The organism is Muricoprocola aceti (assembly GCF_025567005.1).
In the GTDB taxonomy this organism is placed as follows: Bacteria; Bacillota; Clostridia; order Lachnospirales; family Lachnospiraceae; genus Marvinbryantia; species Marvinbryantia aceti.
On the sequence record NZ_JAOQKE010000009.1, the window covers coordinates 26,870 to 44,339 of the forward strand.

14 protein-coding genes are annotated in these 17,470 nt (G+C 45.0%); 2 read left to right on the forward strand and 12 right to left on the reverse strand.

Annotated elements, in window-relative coordinates:
* Positions 1 to 5: 5 nt before the first annotated feature.
* Positions 6 to 1,436 (reverse strand): AI-2E family transporter, encoded by a 1,431-nt coding sequence (locus tag OCV47_RS08635; protein WP_262654707.1) that lies wholly within the window; start codon positions 1,434 to 1,436, stop codon positions 6 to 8.
* A 249-nt stretch (positions 1,437 to 1,685) separates the two neighbouring features.
* Between OCV47_RS08635 and OCV47_RS08640 the strand changes: the two genes are divergently transcribed.
* A complete protein-coding gene (locus OCV47_RS08640) occupies positions 1,686 to 4,028 on the forward strand; it encodes a heavy metal translocating P-type ATPase (protein WP_262654708.1) in 2,343 nt (780 codons plus the stop codon).
* Between the two features lie 77 nt (positions 4,029 to 4,105).
* On the opposite strand, the gene OCV47_RS08645 is transcribed toward OCV47_RS08640, so the two are convergent.
* A complete protein-coding gene (locus OCV47_RS08645; RefSeq protein WP_256298063.1) occupies positions 4,106 to 4,528 on the reverse strand; it encodes a flavodoxin in 423 nt (140 codons plus the stop codon).
* A gap of 104 nt (positions 4,529 to 4,632) precedes the next feature.
* On the reverse strand, positions 4,633 to 5,184 hold the full coding sequence (locus OCV47_RS08650; protein WP_256298065.1) for a DUF3793 family protein: 552 nt from the start codon (positions 5,182 to 5,184) through the stop codon (positions 4,633 to 4,635).
* A 239-nt stretch (positions 5,185 to 5,423) separates the two neighbouring features.
* On the opposite strand from OCV47_RS08650, the gene OCV47_RS08655 reads away from it, so the two are divergent.
* Positions 5,424 to 7,157: an ABC-ATPase domain-containing protein gene (locus tag OCV47_RS08655; RefSeq protein ID WP_262654709.1), complete on the forward strand. Its 1,734-nt coding sequence runs from the start codon at positions 5,424 to 5,426 to the stop codon at positions 7,155 to 7,157.
* On the opposite strand, the gene cls is transcribed toward OCV47_RS08655, so the two are convergent.
* The 9 genes from cls to tnpA all read right to left on the reverse strand — a co-directional run bounded on the left by cls (position 7,158) and on the right by tnpA (position 17,290).
* Entirely contained in the window at positions 7,158 to 8,717 is a 1,560-nt protein-coding gene (cls, locus tag OCV47_RS08660) for a cardiolipin synthase (protein ID WP_262654710.1), read from the reverse strand. It lies immediately after the preceding gene.
* Between the two features lies 1 nt (position 8,718).
* Complete coding sequence (locus tag OCV47_RS08665; RefSeq protein ID WP_262654711.1) at positions 8,719 to 9,486, reverse strand: GGDEF domain-containing protein; 768 nt, start codon at positions 9,484 to 9,486, stop codon at positions 8,719 to 8,721.
* An 88-nt stretch (positions 9,487 to 9,574) separates the two neighbouring features.
* Positions 9,575 to 10,942, reverse strand: coding sequence for an NAD(P)/FAD-dependent oxidoreductase (locus tag OCV47_RS08670; protein WP_117449737.1), 1,368 nt, complete (start codon positions 10,940 to 10,942; stop codon positions 9,575 to 9,577).
* Between the two features lie 135 nt (positions 10,943 to 11,077).
* On the reverse strand, positions 11,078 to 12,019 hold the full coding sequence (locus OCV47_RS08675) for an ABC transporter permease (protein WP_256298074.1): 942 nt from the start codon (positions 12,017 to 12,019) through the stop codon (positions 11,078 to 11,080).
* Positions 12,019 to 13,158, reverse strand: coding sequence for an ABC transporter permease (locus OCV47_RS08680; protein ID WP_256298076.1), 1,140 nt, complete (start codon positions 13,156 to 13,158; stop codon positions 12,019 to 12,021). Before OCV47_RS08680 ends, OCV47_RS08675 begins: the two co-directional genes overlap by 1 nt.
* A gap of 3 nt (positions 13,159 to 13,161) precedes the next feature.
* Positions 13,162 to 14,670 carry an ABC transporter ATP-binding protein gene (locus tag OCV47_RS08685; protein WP_262654743.1) on the reverse strand — a complete coding sequence of 503 codons (1,509 nt, stop codon included), beginning with the start codon at positions 14,668 to 14,670 and terminating at the stop codon, positions 13,162 to 13,164.
* 130 nt (positions 14,671 to 14,800) lie between these two features.
* The gene (locus OCV47_RS08690) at positions 14,801 to 15,427 is read right to left on the reverse strand and encodes an ATP synthase F0 subunit B (protein ID WP_262654712.1); all 627 of its coding nucleotides are present in this window, start codon (positions 15,425 to 15,427) and stop codon (positions 14,801 to 14,803) included.
* 141 nt (positions 15,428 to 15,568) lie between these two features.
* Complete coding sequence (locus OCV47_RS08695) at positions 15,569 to 16,825, reverse strand: RNA-guided endonuclease InsQ/TnpB family protein (protein WP_262654713.1); 1,257 nt, start codon at positions 16,823 to 16,825, stop codon at positions 15,569 to 15,571.
* A 54-nt stretch (positions 16,826 to 16,879) separates the two neighbouring features.
* A complete protein-coding gene (tnpA, locus tag OCV47_RS08700; protein ID WP_416888010.1) occupies positions 16,880 to 17,290 on the reverse strand; it encodes an IS200/IS605 family transposase in 411 nt (136 codons plus the stop codon).
* Positions 17,291 to 17,470 lie beyond the last annotated feature (180 nt).

Sequence of the window (17,470 nt, forward strand, 5' to 3'; positions counted from 1 at the left end):
TTTTTCTACTCTATATCTGTGTTATTTTGTTTTAAGCTGTTACCTTCTCTGCGTCTGTTTTTACCAGTCTTTTTCTCAGCACCATTGGCTTTCTGCCTGCTGCTATCCTGCATCTTTTGCTCTTTTTCTTTCATCTCTTCTTCCTGAGCTTTCTCCATGGCTTCCAGTTCCCGCCGCAGGATCCGCTCATCCAACTTCTGTTCCAGATGCTCTCCTGGAGATAGTCTTGCTGGCTTTGTTTCCGTCACTTCTTCTCCGATTCTGTTCTCATCTTCCAGAAGTTCTGCTTTATGATGCCGCTGAAGGCCACGTCTGACCAGCTTGCGAATCAGATCATAGATCACAGCAAATACCGGCACACCAATAAGCACGCCCACGAATCCGAAGAATCCACCAAATACCGTAATGGAAAACAGTACCCAGAATCCGGATAATCCCACGCTGCCAGCCAGCAGCTTTGGTCCCAGTACATTTCCATCAAACTGCTGCAGAATGATGATAAAGATCAGGAAAATCACTGCTCCGATTGGATCGGACATCAAAATCATCAAGGTCGTCGGAACGGCACCGATAAAAGGTCCAAAGTATGGGATGATGTTGGTCACACCAATAATCAGGCTGATCAGTATTCCATTAGAAAATCCTCTGGTAAATGCCATGATCAGACAAAAGCCGTAGCAGATCAATCCCACAATCGCACTGTCCAGGATCTTTCCACTTAAAAATCCATCAAAGGTCTTATCTGCAAATCTCAGTTCGTTCATAAATGAATCTGCATATTTGGGATTTAAAATGCTGTAAACCACTGCTTTTCCCTGACGCGCAAACTTCTTACGGGCACAAAGGGCATACACACATACGATAAATCCAATACCCAGATTGGATACAATTCCAACCAGAGAATTCAAAGTGTTCGCCACAATATTCTGCAAATATGGAAGCAGATCTGTGTTCGCCCAGTCCACCATCTTCGTACTGAGATCTTCCGCAATCGGTCTGACGTAATTCTGAACGACTCCTTCACTATTTAAATAAGAAGAAACCCAGTCAAAAAAATGGTTCACCTGCTCAGGTACCATACCCGCCAGTACCGTAATACTGGATACCACCTGCGGGATCACCGTGCGAAGCAAGGTATATAAGATCAAAAATACCAGAATCAATACTGTCAGTACAGAAATCCCTGTTTTATGTTTTTTCCACTTCTCCGGGAGAAACGCTTCCCAGAACTTATCAAAGAAGTTGCACGGTGTCTTAAGCAGGTAGGCCATAACTCCTCCATAAATAAACGGCATCAAAATATTGATCACCGATCTGATACTTCTCTTAAAGGAATAAAAGCGCAAAAGAAAGAAGTAAAATGCGATGGCCAGTGCCAACGCAAGGAACAACTCCAGCGCCTGTTTCCATGTTTTCTTCCATTCGTCCCAGTTCATGAATGATGTAGTCCTCCCCAGTGTGGTTAGTATGTTTTTGTATCATCATACTCTGTTTTATTGGAAAAAGCAATGTGAAGATTTTTGTTCAAAAGCCACATAAAAACTGCTAATTTTTTAGTAACTATTTCCGTCTTAAATACGCTTGACAGATACCCATATCGGTATTATATTAACATATGAACAGATATTCATATGTTTTTAACTTTTAAATTTAATGACTTCTATTATAATAAGGAGGATTTTATCATGAGTGAACACGAACACCTTCACGAGGAAGATCATTGTGGCTGCGGATGTGGCCACGATCACGAACATGAGCATAGCCACGAAGGGCATGAACATCACCATCACGACCATGATGACGAATGCGGCTGTGGACATGAACATCATCACGATCACGGCGATTCCTGCGGTTGCGGACATGATCACCACGATCATGACCATCATGAACACGAAGCTCACGAACATCATGCAGCCGGACCGGAAAAGCAGGTTTTCATTCTGGAGAATCTGGGATGCGCCAACTGTGCTGCTAAGATGGAACGCCGCATTAATGAATTAGATGATGTAGCAGATGCTACTATCACATTTTCCACCAAGCAGCTTCGCATTACCGGAAAACGTCTGGATTCCCTGCTTCCTCAGATTCAGGAAATTTGTGCTTCTATCGAATCTGAAGTGAAGGTTGTTCCGAAGGATCCGGCTCCAAAGGCAGCTGCTAAGGCAGAAAATAGAAAAGATGAAAAGGCCGAACAGAAAAAGACGCTTACCATGATCGCTGCCGGTGCTGTTTTATTTGTTATTGGCGAAGTCATGGAACATATGGGCGTAAACGGTTATGCACCGGCAATTGTCAATGTCATTGCTTACCTGATTCTTGGTCTGGAAATCGTAATTACCGCTGTAAAGAACCTGACACACGGACAGGTATTTGATGAGAACTTCCTGATGAGTATCGCTACTCTGGGTGCTTTCGCTGTCGGTGATTTCTCTGAGGCAGTCGGCGTTATGCTGTTCTACCGCATCGGTGAATTCTTCGAAGATGTTGCAGTAGAACGAAGCCGTACACAGATCATGGACGCTGTAGACCTTCGTCCGGAAACTGTCAATCTGGTATCTGGCAATGATATCCGCGTGATCCCGGCTGAAGAGACAGAAGTCGGTGACGTACTTCTGGTTCGTCCTGGTGACCGTATTCCTCTGGACGGAACTATTCTGGAGGGCGACAGCCGTCTGGATACGTCTGCTATCACAGGCGAACCGGTTCCGGTTACTGTGAAAAAAGGTGACGAAATTGTTTCCGGTTGTGTCAATGTCTCCGGTCAGCTGAAGATCCGTGTTGACAAACCGTTATCCGAATCCATGGTTACCCGTATTTTGGATTCTGTGGAAAATGCCGCTGCAAGTAAGCCAAAGATCGACCGTTTTATTACCAGATTCGCCAGAGTCTACACACCATTTGTCGTTATTCTGGCACTGGCAACTGCGATCATTCCGTCACTGGTATCTGGCAACTGGTACTACTGGGTACACACCGCACTGACCTTCCTGGTTATCAGCTGTCCTTGCGCTCTGGTACTTAGCGTTCCGCTGGCATTCTTCTCCGGAATCGGTGCAGGTTCCAAGAAAGGTATCCTGTTCAAGGGTGGCATTTCCCTGGAACAGCTTCACAATGTAAAAGCCGTTGTTATGGATAAAACAGGTACCATCACAGAAGGTAACTTCGTAGTACAGGAAGTGGTATCCGCCGGATCCCTTTCTTCTGATGAATTATTAGCTCTGGCAGCCGGATGCGAGCAGATCTCTACTCATCCGATTGCCACCAGTATTGTAACTGCCGCACAGGAAAAAGGACTTTCCCTTGTGAAACCGGCCAAACTGGAAGAGATCGCAGGTCACGGTATTTCTGCTGAGACTGGTAAAGGTACTCTTCTGGTTGGCAACCGCAAGCTGATGGATCAGTTCCATATCGATCTGTCTGCTTACCAGAAAAAAAGCTTTGGCAGTGAAGTTCTGATTGCCTTAAATGGCAAGTTTGAAGGTCACATCGTGATCTCCGATACCATCAAGACAGAAGCAAAATCTGCCATCGCCGCACTGAAGAAACTTGGTATTACCACAGCGATGTTGACCGGTGATACACAGGAAAGTGCAGATGCTGTTGCTGCTGAGACTGGAATTGATGAAGTGCATGCAAAACTTCTTCCTCAGGACAAATTAACGGAACTTCAGAAAATCCGTGCACAGCACACCAGCGTCATGTTCGTTGGTGACGGTATCAATGATGCCCCGGTTCTGGCCGGTGCCGATGTAGGAGCCGCTATGGGAAGTGGTGCAGATGCAGCCATCGAAGCTGCAGATGTGGTCTTCATGAACTCCAATATGGATGCCATTCCACAGGCGATCCGTATTGCCAACGCAACCAGCGCCATCTCCTGGCAGAATGTAGTATTCGCCCTGGCCATCAAAGCCATCGTTATGATCCTTGGCCTGACAGGACACGCATCCATGTGGTTCGCAGTATTCGCAGATACCGGCGTGGCTATGCTATGTATCCTGAACTCTGTTCGAATTTTGTATAAAAAATAAATGCAAAGCATAAAAGAATACCGCCGACACTTCCAGCCTGAAGTATCGACGGTATTACTCTGTAAAGAGGTTTTCTGTTATGCGATTGCTGCACCCAGTTCTTTCAGAGAAGCAGTTGCTTCATCATCTGGTGCATCGTTGCAAATTACGCTGTCACATGCCAGTGTAATTCCAGCGCCTTTTGCATCTTCTTCCCAGTTTCTCATCCATTCGCCATCGCCCCATCCGTAAGAACCGAACAGTGCTACTTTCTTGCCAGCGAGCTTGCTCTTGCATGCATCGTATAGTGGCTCGAATTCGTCTTCTTCCAGAACTTCATCTCCCATAGCCGGGCATCCCAGTGCAATTCCATCATACTGATCTACCATATCTGCATTGAAATCTGCACAGTTGATCATTTCTGCATCCGCACCTGCTCCCTTTGCGCCTTCCAGAACTGCCTCTGCCATTGTCTCTGTATTTCCTGAACTGCTCCAGAATACAACTGCTACTTTACTCATTTTAAAATCCTCCTGCTATTTTTCATTTTTAATCAGATTGTGAGAGTGTAACTCACAGAATCATTTATATGAGAAAAAAGCCATTTGACTTTCTTCGGACCACATCAGGCTGCCACAGTCAGTTTCATGACACTGCGTCCCTGCTGCCACAGCCGCATATACACATCTTTGCACTTTTTGTATTTTGCGAAAGTGCGTACCGCTTCACATTCATTGCAATATACCTTCCAGCACCCAGTGCATTTACAATTGTGTCCGGCATTCTTGATAAAGCCAATCACATCACCCAGCGGATATCCCAGGAAAATGCCAATCTCATGAGGGAATTCTTCCCGCGCCTGAAGCTTATTCTGCAGAAGCTTCAGAGCATCTTCCGGTTCCAGACTGGTGTAACCATACTTCTTCATAAATTGCGCAACCCCTGGTTTCTTCAGATCTCGTTCCAGGAAAGACTTCCGACACACGTAGATCAATGCCGCCTTCTCGCTCCTTCGCAGCTCCATCACAAAAATTCCTTTCTTCCTCATGGATGCATTCCAGTGATCGATCTGCTCCTGCACTTCCTCTTCGGAAGAAAATGCATACGTAAACAAATTCGCTGTTTTAATCGAAGCAAGCGTAGGCGAACAATGCTCCACCAGATACCGTTCCAACATACCCCAATACTCCTTCTCCGTAATAAAAATTCTCTTCCTGATTTCCGAGTAAGTTTTTTATCACTTTCGTTAGATATTTCTAACTTCAAGAATTACTATAATTCATATGCCAATTCCTGTCAAGATAATTTTTTTCATCATCTACAAATTTGTTTCTTCTTTTCCGGGGACATTGCACTCATCCATCAGACAGTTTATAATAAAGATATGATTAAGAATTCACCAAAGGAGCCTATTTTATGCAATCATCTACTGATTTACAGCAATTATTACGTTCTATTGATCATAAAAGTTATCCAGCCTATAAGTCTCTGAAAGGGGTATATCGTTTCCCGGCTTATACGCTTTCTATTGACCATGTGCAGGGCGATCCATTTGCATCTCCTTCACACATCACTGTTCAGATTCCGCTGAAACATGCAGGCTTTCCAGAGCGCTGTCTGGTCAGCCATCTGACCCGCACAGCTCTGGCTGATTATCTGACCCGTCAGTTTGCCGGACAGGTAAATCGCTTTTCTTTTCGTGCCAAGGGATCCGGCAAGAGTGGACTGATCTCTGTCAGCCAGTGTGGTCCGGAGATTTTGCAGCGGACTGCCTGCCAGATAGATGCACAGAACGGATCTCTTACCGCCCGCTTCTTCATCGGCTTTCCTGCCAACGGCCGCACTATCAATGCAAAAGAGCTGGAAAAGATCTTCTTTGATTTTCTGCCTGTCTGTGTGGAAAAATCCTTTTATTATCGGAACCTGAATGCTTCTGAAGTGGCTCAGACAATTGACCTGTGTGAAGATCAGGATGCGATCCGTAAAGAAATGAAAAAAAGAAATCTGGCAGCCTTTGTTGCTGATGGGGCAATCCTGCCAAGAGAAAGCGGCGTATCCTCTCGCCCAATGAAAGGAGCAAAGGCGTTTTCCTCCCCGGAATCACTGCGTATTTCCATGCAACTGCCGCATAAAGGCACTATCACTGGCATGGGCATTCCTGAAGGAATTACTCTGATTGTTGGCGGTGGATATCACGGGAAATCGACTTTACTGAATGCACTGGATCTCGGTGTTTACAACCATATTGCCGGAGATGGCCGGGAATATGTTCTGACAGATGATACCGCTCTGAAGCTTCGTTCCGAAGACGGCCGCTTTATCAAAGATGTGGATATTTCTATGTTCATCAATGACTTGCCAAATGGCAAAGACACCCATAGTTTTTCCACAGAAGATGCCAGTGGCAGCACCTCCCAGGCGGCAGGTATCGTAGAAGGCATCGAATCTGGAAGTCATGTATTTCTTCTGGATGAAGACACCTCCGCTACCAACTTCATGGTGCGGGATGCCTTTATGCAGCGCCTGATCGCTCCAGATAAAGAGCCGATTACCCCATTCCTGGAGCGTGCCCGGGATCTTTATACACAGGCCGGTATCTCTACCATTCTGGTAGCCGGAAGCTCAGGTGCATTTTTCCACGTTGCAGATACCGTGATCCAGATGGACAGCTATGTACCAGTAGACATCACTTCCCAGGCAAAGATGCTTTGTCAGGAATTTCCGCTTCCAGAGACTTCTGTGCGTCCTTTCCAGATGCCTGCCAGCCATCGGATTATGACCACAGATCCAAAGGCCGTCGGCAAAAAACGTGACTATCGCATGGGTGCTGTACGAGGAGAAGAAAGTCTGAAGGTAAAATTACAGGGCAAAGATGGATTTGCACTTGGAAAACAGAACGTGGATCTTCGCTATATTGAGCAGTTGATTGACAGTGAGCAAACCGCCACTTTAGGGCTGCTCCTGAAATATGCCGTAGAAAAACTTATGGATTCTAAAAAGACACTGCCGGAGATCGTCCAATATCTCCAGTCTCAGATCCATAAAAAAGGCCTGGAAGCTTTCACAGACGGAAAGTATCTTCCAGGCGGCTATGCCATTCCAAGGGTGCAGGAAATCTATTCCTGCTTCAACCGATATCGCAGAGCGTGATTACATCAGTGGACTGAACATGCGCAAAATGCATTCCCATCCCCGAAGTGCCAGCGAACGCTTCTTGCTGTATTTCTCTGTCACTTCCCGGCAGATCGGGAACATCTTTTCAAAGTCATGCCGCACTTCCGCTACAGCCCTGCATCCGGCAAACCAGCATGCATTTTCAAAATGCAGATACAGGCTGCGGAAGTCCAGATTGATGGTTCCTACTACGGCCACTTCATCATCACAGACCATCTGCTTAGAATGGATGAAACCAGGTGTATATTCATAGATCCTCACCCCTTCTGCTGCCAGTCCTGCATAATAGCTTCTGGTCACCTTATAGATCAGAGGTTTGTCTGGAATCCCCGGCGTAATAATTCTTACATCTACCCCGCTTTTCGCTGCCAGCGTCAACGTACGCTGCATCTCATCACTGATGATCAAGTATGGTGTGGTGATATACACATATTTTTTTGCCCCTTTGATCATATTCAGGTAGACATTCTCTCCGGTACGTTCCCCATCCAGCGGGCTGTCTGCATACGGCTGCACAAATCCAGCTTCAGCAGAACGATAGGCAGACTTCAGCAGGTAAGGGATCGGATCTTCCTGCTCCCTTTGCGTTGCATTCCACATCTCCAGGAAGATCAGTGTCAGACTGCGTACACCATCCCCGGTCAGCTTGATTCCGGAATCTTTCCATTCTCCATAGGGATGAGTCAGGTTAAAATATTCATTGGCCAGATTATATCCACCGGTAAATCCCACTTTTCCATCAATCACTGTGATCTTACGGTGATCCCGGTTATTCATGAATACATTCAGAATTGGAATCAATGGATTAAACACCTTGCACTGGATTCCTTTTCGTCTCAGCTTTTCCATAAATTCTTTGCTGATAAAGCCAATGCTGCCCATATCATCATAAAAAACCCGCACATCCAGTCCTGCGGCCGCTTTTTCTTCCAGAATCTCCTCAATTCCTTTCCAGGCAACTGAATCTTCGATGGCATGATATTCCATAAAAATAAACTTTTTGGCTTTTCGCAGCTCCTCTTTTTGTGCTTCCAGCGCCCTTGTTGTATCTCCATAGAATTCCACATCCGTATTCTGGTAAACCGGATAACCGGCGCCCCTTCGCAGATATCCGGACTGTCTGGCCAGTGTGCCGTCAGCCATTTCCAGCTTATCCACAATTTGCTCATCCTGTGGCAACAAATGTACATAAGCTGCATGCACTTTATCAAACCACTTCCGCATACTTCCCAGCGCTCCGGTCCGGCCAAACATCAGATACAGACAGGCTCCCATGATCGGAAACATCAGAATCAGAATAATCCAGGATATCTTGTAGGCAGAATTGATCTGAAGCCCATATACACGGAATACCAGCAGCAATCCCAGAATACTCGCCAGAGTAGAAATCGCTGCATAATAATTGGTCAGCCACACTGCCAGCCCAATGATCCATGCTACCTGCAGCAAGATACTGATCACCACCATAATCAGCCTCCTGACACTGTTTTTTGTATTTTCTTCTGCTTCCTTTGTCTGTCCCTTTCTGTCCTTCATATTACTCCTCTTTACTTTCTTCTCCGCTCTCAATCGGTGATAAAACAGAAAACATTGCTTCCATCATATCGTTGTAAAAGACATATCGGCCTCTTCCACTTCTCTTAGCCGTATAAAGTGCCTTATCTGCCCGTTTAAAAAGCATCTCGTATTCTCTGTCGCAGTCTTTGGTCGTGCTGACTCCCATACTGAGGGAAATCGGAAAATGTTCATAAGTTCCGCTGAGATTTTCAAAAATACGCTCCACCACAGATTCAATCTCCTGGTGATATTCCACCACCACCATGAATTCATCTCCACCGATCCTCACTGCCAGATCTTCTTTACGCAGTATACTGCGCAGCTTTTCCGCAATATAGATCAGCACCTTGTCACCAAACTGATGCCCATAGGTATCATTGGCCAGTTTAAAATAATCCAGATCAAAAATGAGAAATGCGAACTCACTTTCCCTGTTGTAGTACATACGCTGTTTCACTTTTTCCCGCGCTGTAGCATGATTCAACAGACCGGTCAGCGGATCCAGTGAAGCTTTTCGCTCCAGCCTTCTCAGCTGCGCAGAATAAACTTCACTTTGTCCGCTCATATCCTGATAGGTATCTGGCCACATGACACAAAAATCTACACCATGCTCTTTCAACAATTCTGCTGCTTCTCTTTCGTTCTCAGCCTCCAGAATCTGAAATCCATTCCGAAGGATATCTCTTAGTATTATCCGTTTTTCTTCGGACTTTTCCACAATCAATACCCTTGGTTTTTCACCTTTCATTTTGACATCCCCCGTTTCTGTTATCCAATCATCCTTTGCTGTCGTTCCTCAGATGTCTGCAGAGCCAGAAAACTCCGTCCCCAATGGCTTAGTCATTTACGATTTTTCTTGCCACGTATACACCGCTGGCTGAAGCATGTGACAGGGAGTGTGTCACACCGCTGCCGTCACCGATTACATACAGGCCTTTATGTTTGCTCTCCAGGTTCTCATCCAGTTCTACTTCCATGTTGTAGAACTTGACTTCTACACCGTAGAGCAGTGTATCATCGTTTGCTGTACCCGGTGCGATCTTATCCAATGCATAAATCATCTCTATAATACCATCCAGAATACGTTTCGGTAATACCAGGCTCAGATCGCCAGGTGTGGCAGACAGAGTCGGTGTCACCAGGCCTTCCTCGATTCTCTTGGTATTGCTTCGTCTTCCTCTTACCAGGTCACCGAATCTCTGTACAATAACACCGCCGCCCAGCATATTGGACAGTCTGGCAATACTTTCACCATATCCATTGCTGTCTTTGAACGGTTCCGAGAAATGTTTGGCAACCAAAAGTGCAAAGTTGGTGTTTTCGGTTCGTTTCTCCGGATCTTCAAAACTGTGTCCATTTACCGTTACGATTCCATTCGTATTTTCATTTACTACGATTCCATATGGATTCATACAGAAGGTACGCACATTATCCTCGAACTTCTCTGTACGATATACAATCTTGCTCTCGTACAGTTCATCCGTCAGATCTGAGAAGATCACTGCCGGAAGTTCTACACGGACACCGATGTCCACACGGTTGGATTTGGTCGGGATATCCAGCTCCTTACATACGGTCTCCATCCACTTACTTCCGCTTCTTCCTACAGAAATAATACATTTCTCACAGTCGTAGCTTTCTCCTTCTGTCACCACACGATATCCACCATCGATCACCTCCACGCTGGTCACCGGCGTATGAAAATGAAAATCGACTTTGTCCTTCAACTCTGCATACAGGTTCTCCAGCACCACATAGTTGATATCAGTTCCCAGATGACGCACAGAAGCATCCAGAAGCTTTAACTTATTCTGCATACAGACCTTCTTCAGTCCGGTTCCTGCAGTCGAGTACATCTTTGTTCCTTCTCCGCCGTGAGTGACATTGATCTCATCTACGTACTTCATCAGATCCATAGCTTCTTTTCTGCCGATATACTCATACAGTGTACCGCCAAAATCATTGGTAATATTGTATTTTCCATCAGAAAATGCTCCTGCTCCGCCAAATCCACTCATGATGGCACAGGTCTTACACTTGATACAGCTTTTCACCTTGTCCCCATCAATCGGACAATGACGTTTCTCCAGGGAATATCCTGACTCAAATACCCCAATCTTCAGATTTGGATTTAACTTTACCAGCTCATAGGAAGAAAAGATTCCTCCTGGACCGGCGCCTACAATAATCACATCATATTTCATACTTTGTTTCTCCTTTTCTTACCCTGTATGATTTGAAAATCCGCCGGCCTGATGCAAACAATGAACTGTTCTCTTTTGTCATCATGCCGGCGGACCGTTTTCTTACTGTGCACTCAACAGTGCCAGATCACTATTTTATCTTTGTCCCTTATCGTACGGGATACCTTCTGCCTTCGGTGCCCTGGACTTCTGGGATGTAAAGGCCAGCACAACCAGGGAAATAATATATGGCAGCATATTATAAACCGTACTTGGGATATGCAGTGCAACCAGAGCACCAAATCCAGTGTACACATTGGATAATGCACGGAACAGTCCAAACAGCAGCGCTGCTAGTCCGATATTCACCGGCTTCCACTGTCCGAAAATCATAACCGCCAAAGCCAGGAATCCGAAGCCTGCCACGCCATTCTCGAACTTCCACTCACTTACACCTGCTGTGATATAAACGATTCCGCCCAGTCCACCTAACAGACCGGAAATCAGAACGCCGGCATAACGCATCTTCTGCACATTGATACCTACAGAATCAGCTGCCTGTGGATGCTCACCACAAGCCATAAGACGCAGACCAAATCTTGTCTTATATAATACCACATAAGAAATGATCAGTGCCAGCAATGCTACCAACATGAACCAGTTGAATTCAAATCCGCCGATTCTTACCAGCAGTGCCTTTTTGGTTGCGATATAAGAAACGGTAGAAGACACATTATTCGGGTCGGAAGCCATGTTGATGGCTCTGACTACCACCACTGCTGCTGCAGTTCCCAGCAGATTCAGTGCCGTACCAACCAGTGTCTGGTCTGCCTTGAAGTTGATCGCTGCCACAGCCAGAAGCAGGGAATATATCATTCCACATGCGATACTGGCCAGCATCACCAGCAAAATAATCAGGATCGCCGGTGTATCCGGGGAAAGAAATCTCAGCATTAAAGCACCACCCAGGGCTCCCATAACCATGATACCTTCCAGCCCGATGTTGATGACCCCACTGTGTTCGGAGAAGCATCCGCCCAGAGCTACCAGAATCAAAACGGAAGCAAATATTAATGTATATTGGATTAAAAGTAACATTATGCTTCGCCTCCTTTCTCTTCTTTCATGACACGTTTTTCTTCTCTCTTATCCAGCATGTGATTCATCCACAGCTTGAAGAAAAATACGAAGCCACACAGGTAAATAATCAGTGCAGAAATAAAGTCTGATATCTGAGAGCAATACATGGATTTGTCCACATAGGCTCCTCCACTGGTAATATGCTGAATAAAATAGGATGAAAAGATTGCTCCGATCGGATGCAGACCACCCAGGAAGGCGGCTGCGATTCCGTTAAATCCCATTCCAGGAATACTGGTCTGTGTCACTGCCCACTGTTCTACGCCTGTCAGATAATAGAAGGCAGCGCCCAGTCCGGACAGGGCACCTGCGATGACCATGGTAAGGATAATGTTGTATTTTTCCTTCATACCACAATACTTGGCTGCCTGCTTGTTCAATCCGGTTGCTTTCAGTTCATAACCCAGCTTCGTCTTTTCCAGAAGTATCCACACCAGAATCGCCACAAGAACTGATAACGGAAGGGCGATGGATACGTATTTATTATTTGCAAATAATTTTTCCAGCCCCAATGTCGGCAGTGCTGCCGCTGCATTGGTCGATCCCAGTGCCAGGGAATATGGGCTGGATGGATCCTTTACAGTGGATAACAGCATATTCACCACATACAGTGCGATCCAGTTCAGCATAATACAGGAAATAACTTCGTTCACATTGCAATATGCTTTCAGAATACCAGAGATCGCTGCCAGCGCTGCTGCAACCACAACTGCTGCCAGTACACACACATACCATGGCATCTTAAAACCAAGGGCAAAATACAGACAGGCTCCTGCACCTGCCACATACTGTCCTGCCGCTCCGATATTAAACAGCCCAACCTTGTAGGCAAATAATACGGACAGGGAACACAGCAGCAATGGGCACGCTTTTACCAGGGTACTTCCAAAGTACTGTGTCGCCTTCACAGCTGACGGATAATACATAAAGTTCTTCAGAATGGCAACAATGGCTCCTGCTGCACCTGCCGGATTGATGATGAGCAGCACCACATATCCGATCAGCAATCCAATAATAATGCAGACTATCGATGCCAGCAGGGACTGTACTGCTCCATTTCTTAAAAGGCTTCCTTTGGACTTCTTCTCGTTATTCATCCCCTAGGCCTCCTTTCTCTTAGCGCCTGCCATGTACAGACCCAGTTCTTCTACAGTTACTTTCTTCGGATCGAATTCTCCAACGATCTCACCTTCATACATGACCAGAATGCGGTCAGAAACATTCATAACTTCATCCAGCTCCAGGCTGACCAGAAGCACACCTTTTCCGGCGTCTCTCTGTGCCACCAGCTGACTGTGGATATATTCAATCGCACCCACATCCAGTCCACGGGTCGGCTGTACTGCCACCAGCAGTTCCGGATTCTTATCAATCTCACGGGCAATGATCGCTTTCTGCTGATTACCACCGGACATGGATCTGGCGATCGTCACCGGTCCCTGACCGGAACGTACATCATACTGATCAATCAGCCGCTTTGCATAAGAACGGATGGCTCCCTTCTTCAGGAATCCTCCCTTTCCGGTAAATTCCGGTTCAAAGTATCTCTGCAATACCATATTGTATTCCAGGCTGTAATCCAGCACCAGACCATGCTTGTGACGGTCTTCCGGGATATGGCTCATTCCCTTCAGAGAACGTTCCCGGATGGAGGCATGGGTGATATCCTCTCCATTTAAGGTAATCTTGCCCTCTTTTAACGGCTCCAGCCCGGTCAGTCCATAGACAAACTCCGTCTGGCCGTTTCCATCAATACCGGCGATACAGACAATCTCCCCACGATGCACCTGAAGAGATACGTTATTTACCGCATTGTTCTTATGACGCCTGGACGCTACCGTCATGTTCTGTACATCCAGCACCACATCTCCCGGCTTGCATTCTTCCTTCTTTACTGCAAAGTTGACATCACGGCCAACCATCATCGCAGACAACTTCTCCGGTGTGGTATCCTTTGTCTCTACGGTACCCACATATTTTCCCTTGCGGAGTACGGTACAACGGTCAGCAACCTGCATAATCTCTGACAGCTTGTGCGTGATAAACAGAATACTCTTGCCCTCTGCCGACAGATTCTTCATGATCTTCATCAGTTCCTGAATCTCCTGCGGAGTCAGTACTGCAGTCGGTTCATCAAAAATCAGGATCTCATTGTCACGATACAGCATCTTCAGGATCTCGGTTCTCTGCTGCATACCAACCGTGATATCCTCAATCAAAGCATCTGGCTCTACCTGAAGTCCATACTTCTCAGATAAGGCCATAACCTTCTTTCGCGCCTCTTCCTTCTGCAGAAATCCGTGCTTCGTAGTCTCTACACCAAGAATAATATTATCCAGAACACTGAAACATTCCACCAGCTTAAAGTGCTGATGCACCATTCCAATTCCCAGATCATTGGCATCATTCGGATCCTTGATCTCTACCTTCTTTCCATCCTTGCGGATCTCTCCCTCTTCTGGCTGATAAAGACCAAATAATACACTCATCAGGGTAGACTTTCCTGCGCCATTCTCTCCCAGCAGCGCATGAATCTCGCCTTTTTTTAACTGCAGTGTAATATTGTCATTGGCAATAATGCCCGGAAAACACTTGGTAATATTCAGCATCTCAATGGCATAATTTTCCAATTTCCCTGCCTCCTTCCGTATATGTTTTTACGCATAAATCTAAAGCAAGTATAACATAAAACAGGGCATCCGACAATGCCAGATGCCCTGTGAAACTTTTACATTTTTGTTACTTACCATCTCTGAAAAGGCAGGCTGCTTCTTTTATTCTTTTTGCTTCTTCTTCTGCCTCCTTTATTATCTGCGCCTTGAGTTCTTCTGCTTCTTTCATTTTTTGCGCCTTGAGTTCTTCTGCTTCTTTCACTGTCTGTGCCTTGATCTCTTCATATTCTTCTTTAAATAAATTTTTTATCGTTTCATACATAATCGTTCCCCCTTTCACTTTTTCATAAACTTCTTGATTTGCTGCAACACTTACATGCAGCACAGAATCAATCAGTTCTCTGCCACCCGGTTCTGTAAGAACCTCCATCTTTTTCAGGAAATTTCTTGCATCTTCTTCTATCAGCTTCTGAGATAGCACCCGCAGACTCTCATGCTTCTGCTGGTTTAACTGATTCGTTACAATAATCTGTGTCCGAAATGGAACTTTTCCCTTTATGTAATATATTCCATCCTGATATAGTTCTACTACCATACCAAAAGTTCTGATATCCTGAAACAATTCTCTTGGATATCGCTCCCGGAACATGGAAATTGTTATCTCCTCTGCCTTAATATCATCTGCCTGTCTGCCTTTCGTTGCTTTATATAAACAGGCATATGCTATTGTTTTATAAAAATCATCAATCGACATGCTATCATTTGGACTTTTATATTCGATTATATTATGTTCTGTGAACTACTCGGCAACTAAGTTGCCAGAGCATCTGAAATATGGCGGGATACCGCCTTTTTTCAGGGTGCGTCCATGACACCAATACTGCTTAGCTTTCGGCTATACAGCTACTTTTATTATTTCTGGATTTTTCAGTCCGGTTACGGACAGTTTCTTCTGCTTTCCGGATACGGAAAGATATTTCCGCAGGATATTAAATGCGCCTACTGTATCTGCGTTAAATCTTACTCCGCCAGTTATATACATACCCCGCTCTTTTCGATTTGACGCTTCTGCATATCTTTTTGATACTTCCGGTGATAACGGACTGCACTGACTGGTATAGCTTTCTTCCTGTTTTATCAATTGTATTCCATACAGTTTCAGTTTATATTCCAGCATGATGTACAGCCTGTTATATGGCAGTCCGTGAAACTTCTGGTTGGTCTTATGTCCCATATCTTTTTCTTTACGGATATTCCGGATGTCTCCCACAACCACACAGCGGATATCTTCTTTTCTGCAATATTCTGCAATCCATCTAGTCACTTTGTGAAGGTAATCCTTTACTGTATTCTGCTTTTTCCTGTAAAGTCTCTGAATATGTTTCGATGATTTTGGATATTTTATTCCTCTTTCCGATTGCTGCGCATACCATACAGACTGTACTCTGGCTATCTCTTTATGAAAATATCTTTCCAGAAAAAGATATTTTCTTCCCAGGATAAAAGTCCTGCCATTTCCAGAATCATAGCAGGTCATCAGATTATGAAGTCCCAGATCAATAGATAAATAATGTCCATTCTGGGAAAGCTGTTCCGGCTCTTCAATCTCATAGATAACAATAAGATCGCATGTTCCGTTTTCCGGTGGATAGATCTGCAGCTGTTTTATACGATCCATGTCCCTGAAAATCTTATTTTCAAGATATAGAAATTTTTCACAGATCCCGTATGTTTCTTCCATATAGCTTTTCAGATCCTTTGGCAGAGACAGCCGCAGCTGGTCTGAACCTTTCTCATGCCGGATTCCCATCTGCATGTATGTAACAGATATATTGTCCTGTTTAAAACGGGGCGGATTTGGTTCTTTGATCCCTCCGGTCTTTTTCAGGACATAAAAAGATTTCCATGCCTTGTCCAACTGTTTGCAGGTCTCCTGCGCCGTCTGTGATGGAAGCTGTCTGTACCACAAATTTCCTTTATGTGCTTTTTTCTGATAATACCAGTCAGGATACTTTTCCAGTCCCAGTTCTTTATAATGATGACGTTCATAGTTACAGATATTCCAGAGTTTGGAAGCCGCATAACACATATGCCCTATGATATTGGAATATTCCGGCTGGATTTTTACAGATGTTCTATGTGACAGCAGCATTCCTCTCCCCCCTTCAGACAGTCACGCAAACCGGTATTCACAGTCCGCTTTAAATTAATACGACTTGCTCTGATGTTCAATATAACGACGGATATTTTCCTCAGATACAGATCCGATCGTTTCCACATAATAGGAATGGTTCCACAGCTCTCCCTTCCATAGCTGGTTTCTTATTTCCGGAAAATGTTCGAACAGTTTTCTGCCGGTGATTCCCTTCAGATACTTAACGATTGCTGTTATGGACAGCTTCGGTGGAGCTGATACAAAGCAGTGGACATGATCACCTTCGCCACATTCGAACAGATGAACGGTAAAACCCTTATCCTCAGCAATCTGCTGCACCAGTTCCTGAAGATATTCTTCGATTTCTGGTTTTAATATCTTCCTCCGGTATTTCACTGACCATACCATATGGTAGTTGATATTACACACGCAAGTCCTGTAATATATTAGATTTTCTTTCATACATATAGTATAACATAATGAGTAGAAACATGTAACAAATGTTCGAACGTATTTTCGATCGTTTATATGTCGGTTACGGCATTCATATCAAGAGTTGGGAGATTATTATATTATTTTCAATGTGCAGATATGCACAATCCTGCGCTTTCATCTCGGTAATTGAATTGCCGAGGATTCCCG

Bases quoted from the DNA above. Each gene is read 5' to 3' on its own strand.
- OCV47_RS08635 (WP_262654707.1), bottom strand. From the start codon at position 1,436: ATGAACTGGGACGAATGGAAGAAAACATGGAAACAGGCGCTGGAGTTG.
- OCV47_RS08640 (WP_262654708.1), top strand. From the start codon at position 1,686: ATGAGTGAACACGAACACCTTCACGAGGAAGATCATTGTGGCTGCGGA.
- OCV47_RS08645 (WP_256298063.1), bottom strand. From the start codon at position 4,528: ATGAGTAAAGTAGCAGTTGTATTCTGGAGCAGTTCAGGAAATACAGAG.
- OCV47_RS08650 (WP_256298065.1), bottom strand. From the start codon at position 5,184: ATGTTGGAACGGTATCTGGTGGAGCATTGTTCGCCTACGCTTGCTTCG.
- OCV47_RS08655 (WP_262654709.1), top strand. From the start codon at position 5,424: ATGCAATCATCTACTGATTTACAGCAATTATTACGTTCTATTGATCAT.
- cls (WP_262654710.1), bottom strand. From the start codon at position 8,717: ATGAAGGACAGAAAGGGACAGACAAAGGAAGCAGAAGAAAATACAAAA.
- OCV47_RS08665 (WP_262654711.1), bottom strand. From the start codon at position 9,486: ATGAAAGGTGAAAAACCAAGGGTATTGATTGTGGAAAAGTCCGAAGAA.
- OCV47_RS08670 (WP_117449737.1), bottom strand. From the start codon at position 10,942: ATGAAATATGATGTGATTATTGTAGGCGCCGGTCCAGGAGGAATCTTT.
- OCV47_RS08675 (WP_256298074.1), bottom strand. From the start codon at position 12,019: ATGTTACTTTTAATCCAATATACATTAATATTTGCTTCCGTTTTGATT.
- OCV47_RS08680 (WP_256298076.1), bottom strand. From the start codon at position 13,158: ATGAATAACGAGAAGAAGTCCAAAGGAAGCCTTTTAAGAAATGGAGCA.
- OCV47_RS08685 (WP_262654743.1), bottom strand. From the start codon at position 14,670: ATGCTGAATATTACCAAGTGTTTTCCGGGCATTATTGCCAATGACAAT.
- OCV47_RS08690 (WP_262654712.1), bottom strand. From the start codon at position 15,427: ATGTCGATTGATGATTTTTATAAAACAATAGCATATGCCTGTTTATAT.
- OCV47_RS08695 (WP_262654713.1), bottom strand. From the start codon at position 16,825: ATGCTGCTGTCACATAGAACATCTGTAAAAATCCAGCCGGAATATTCC.
- tnpA (WP_416888010.1), bottom strand. From the start codon at position 17,290: ATGAAAGAAAATCTAATATATTACAGGACTTGCGTGTGTAATATCAAC.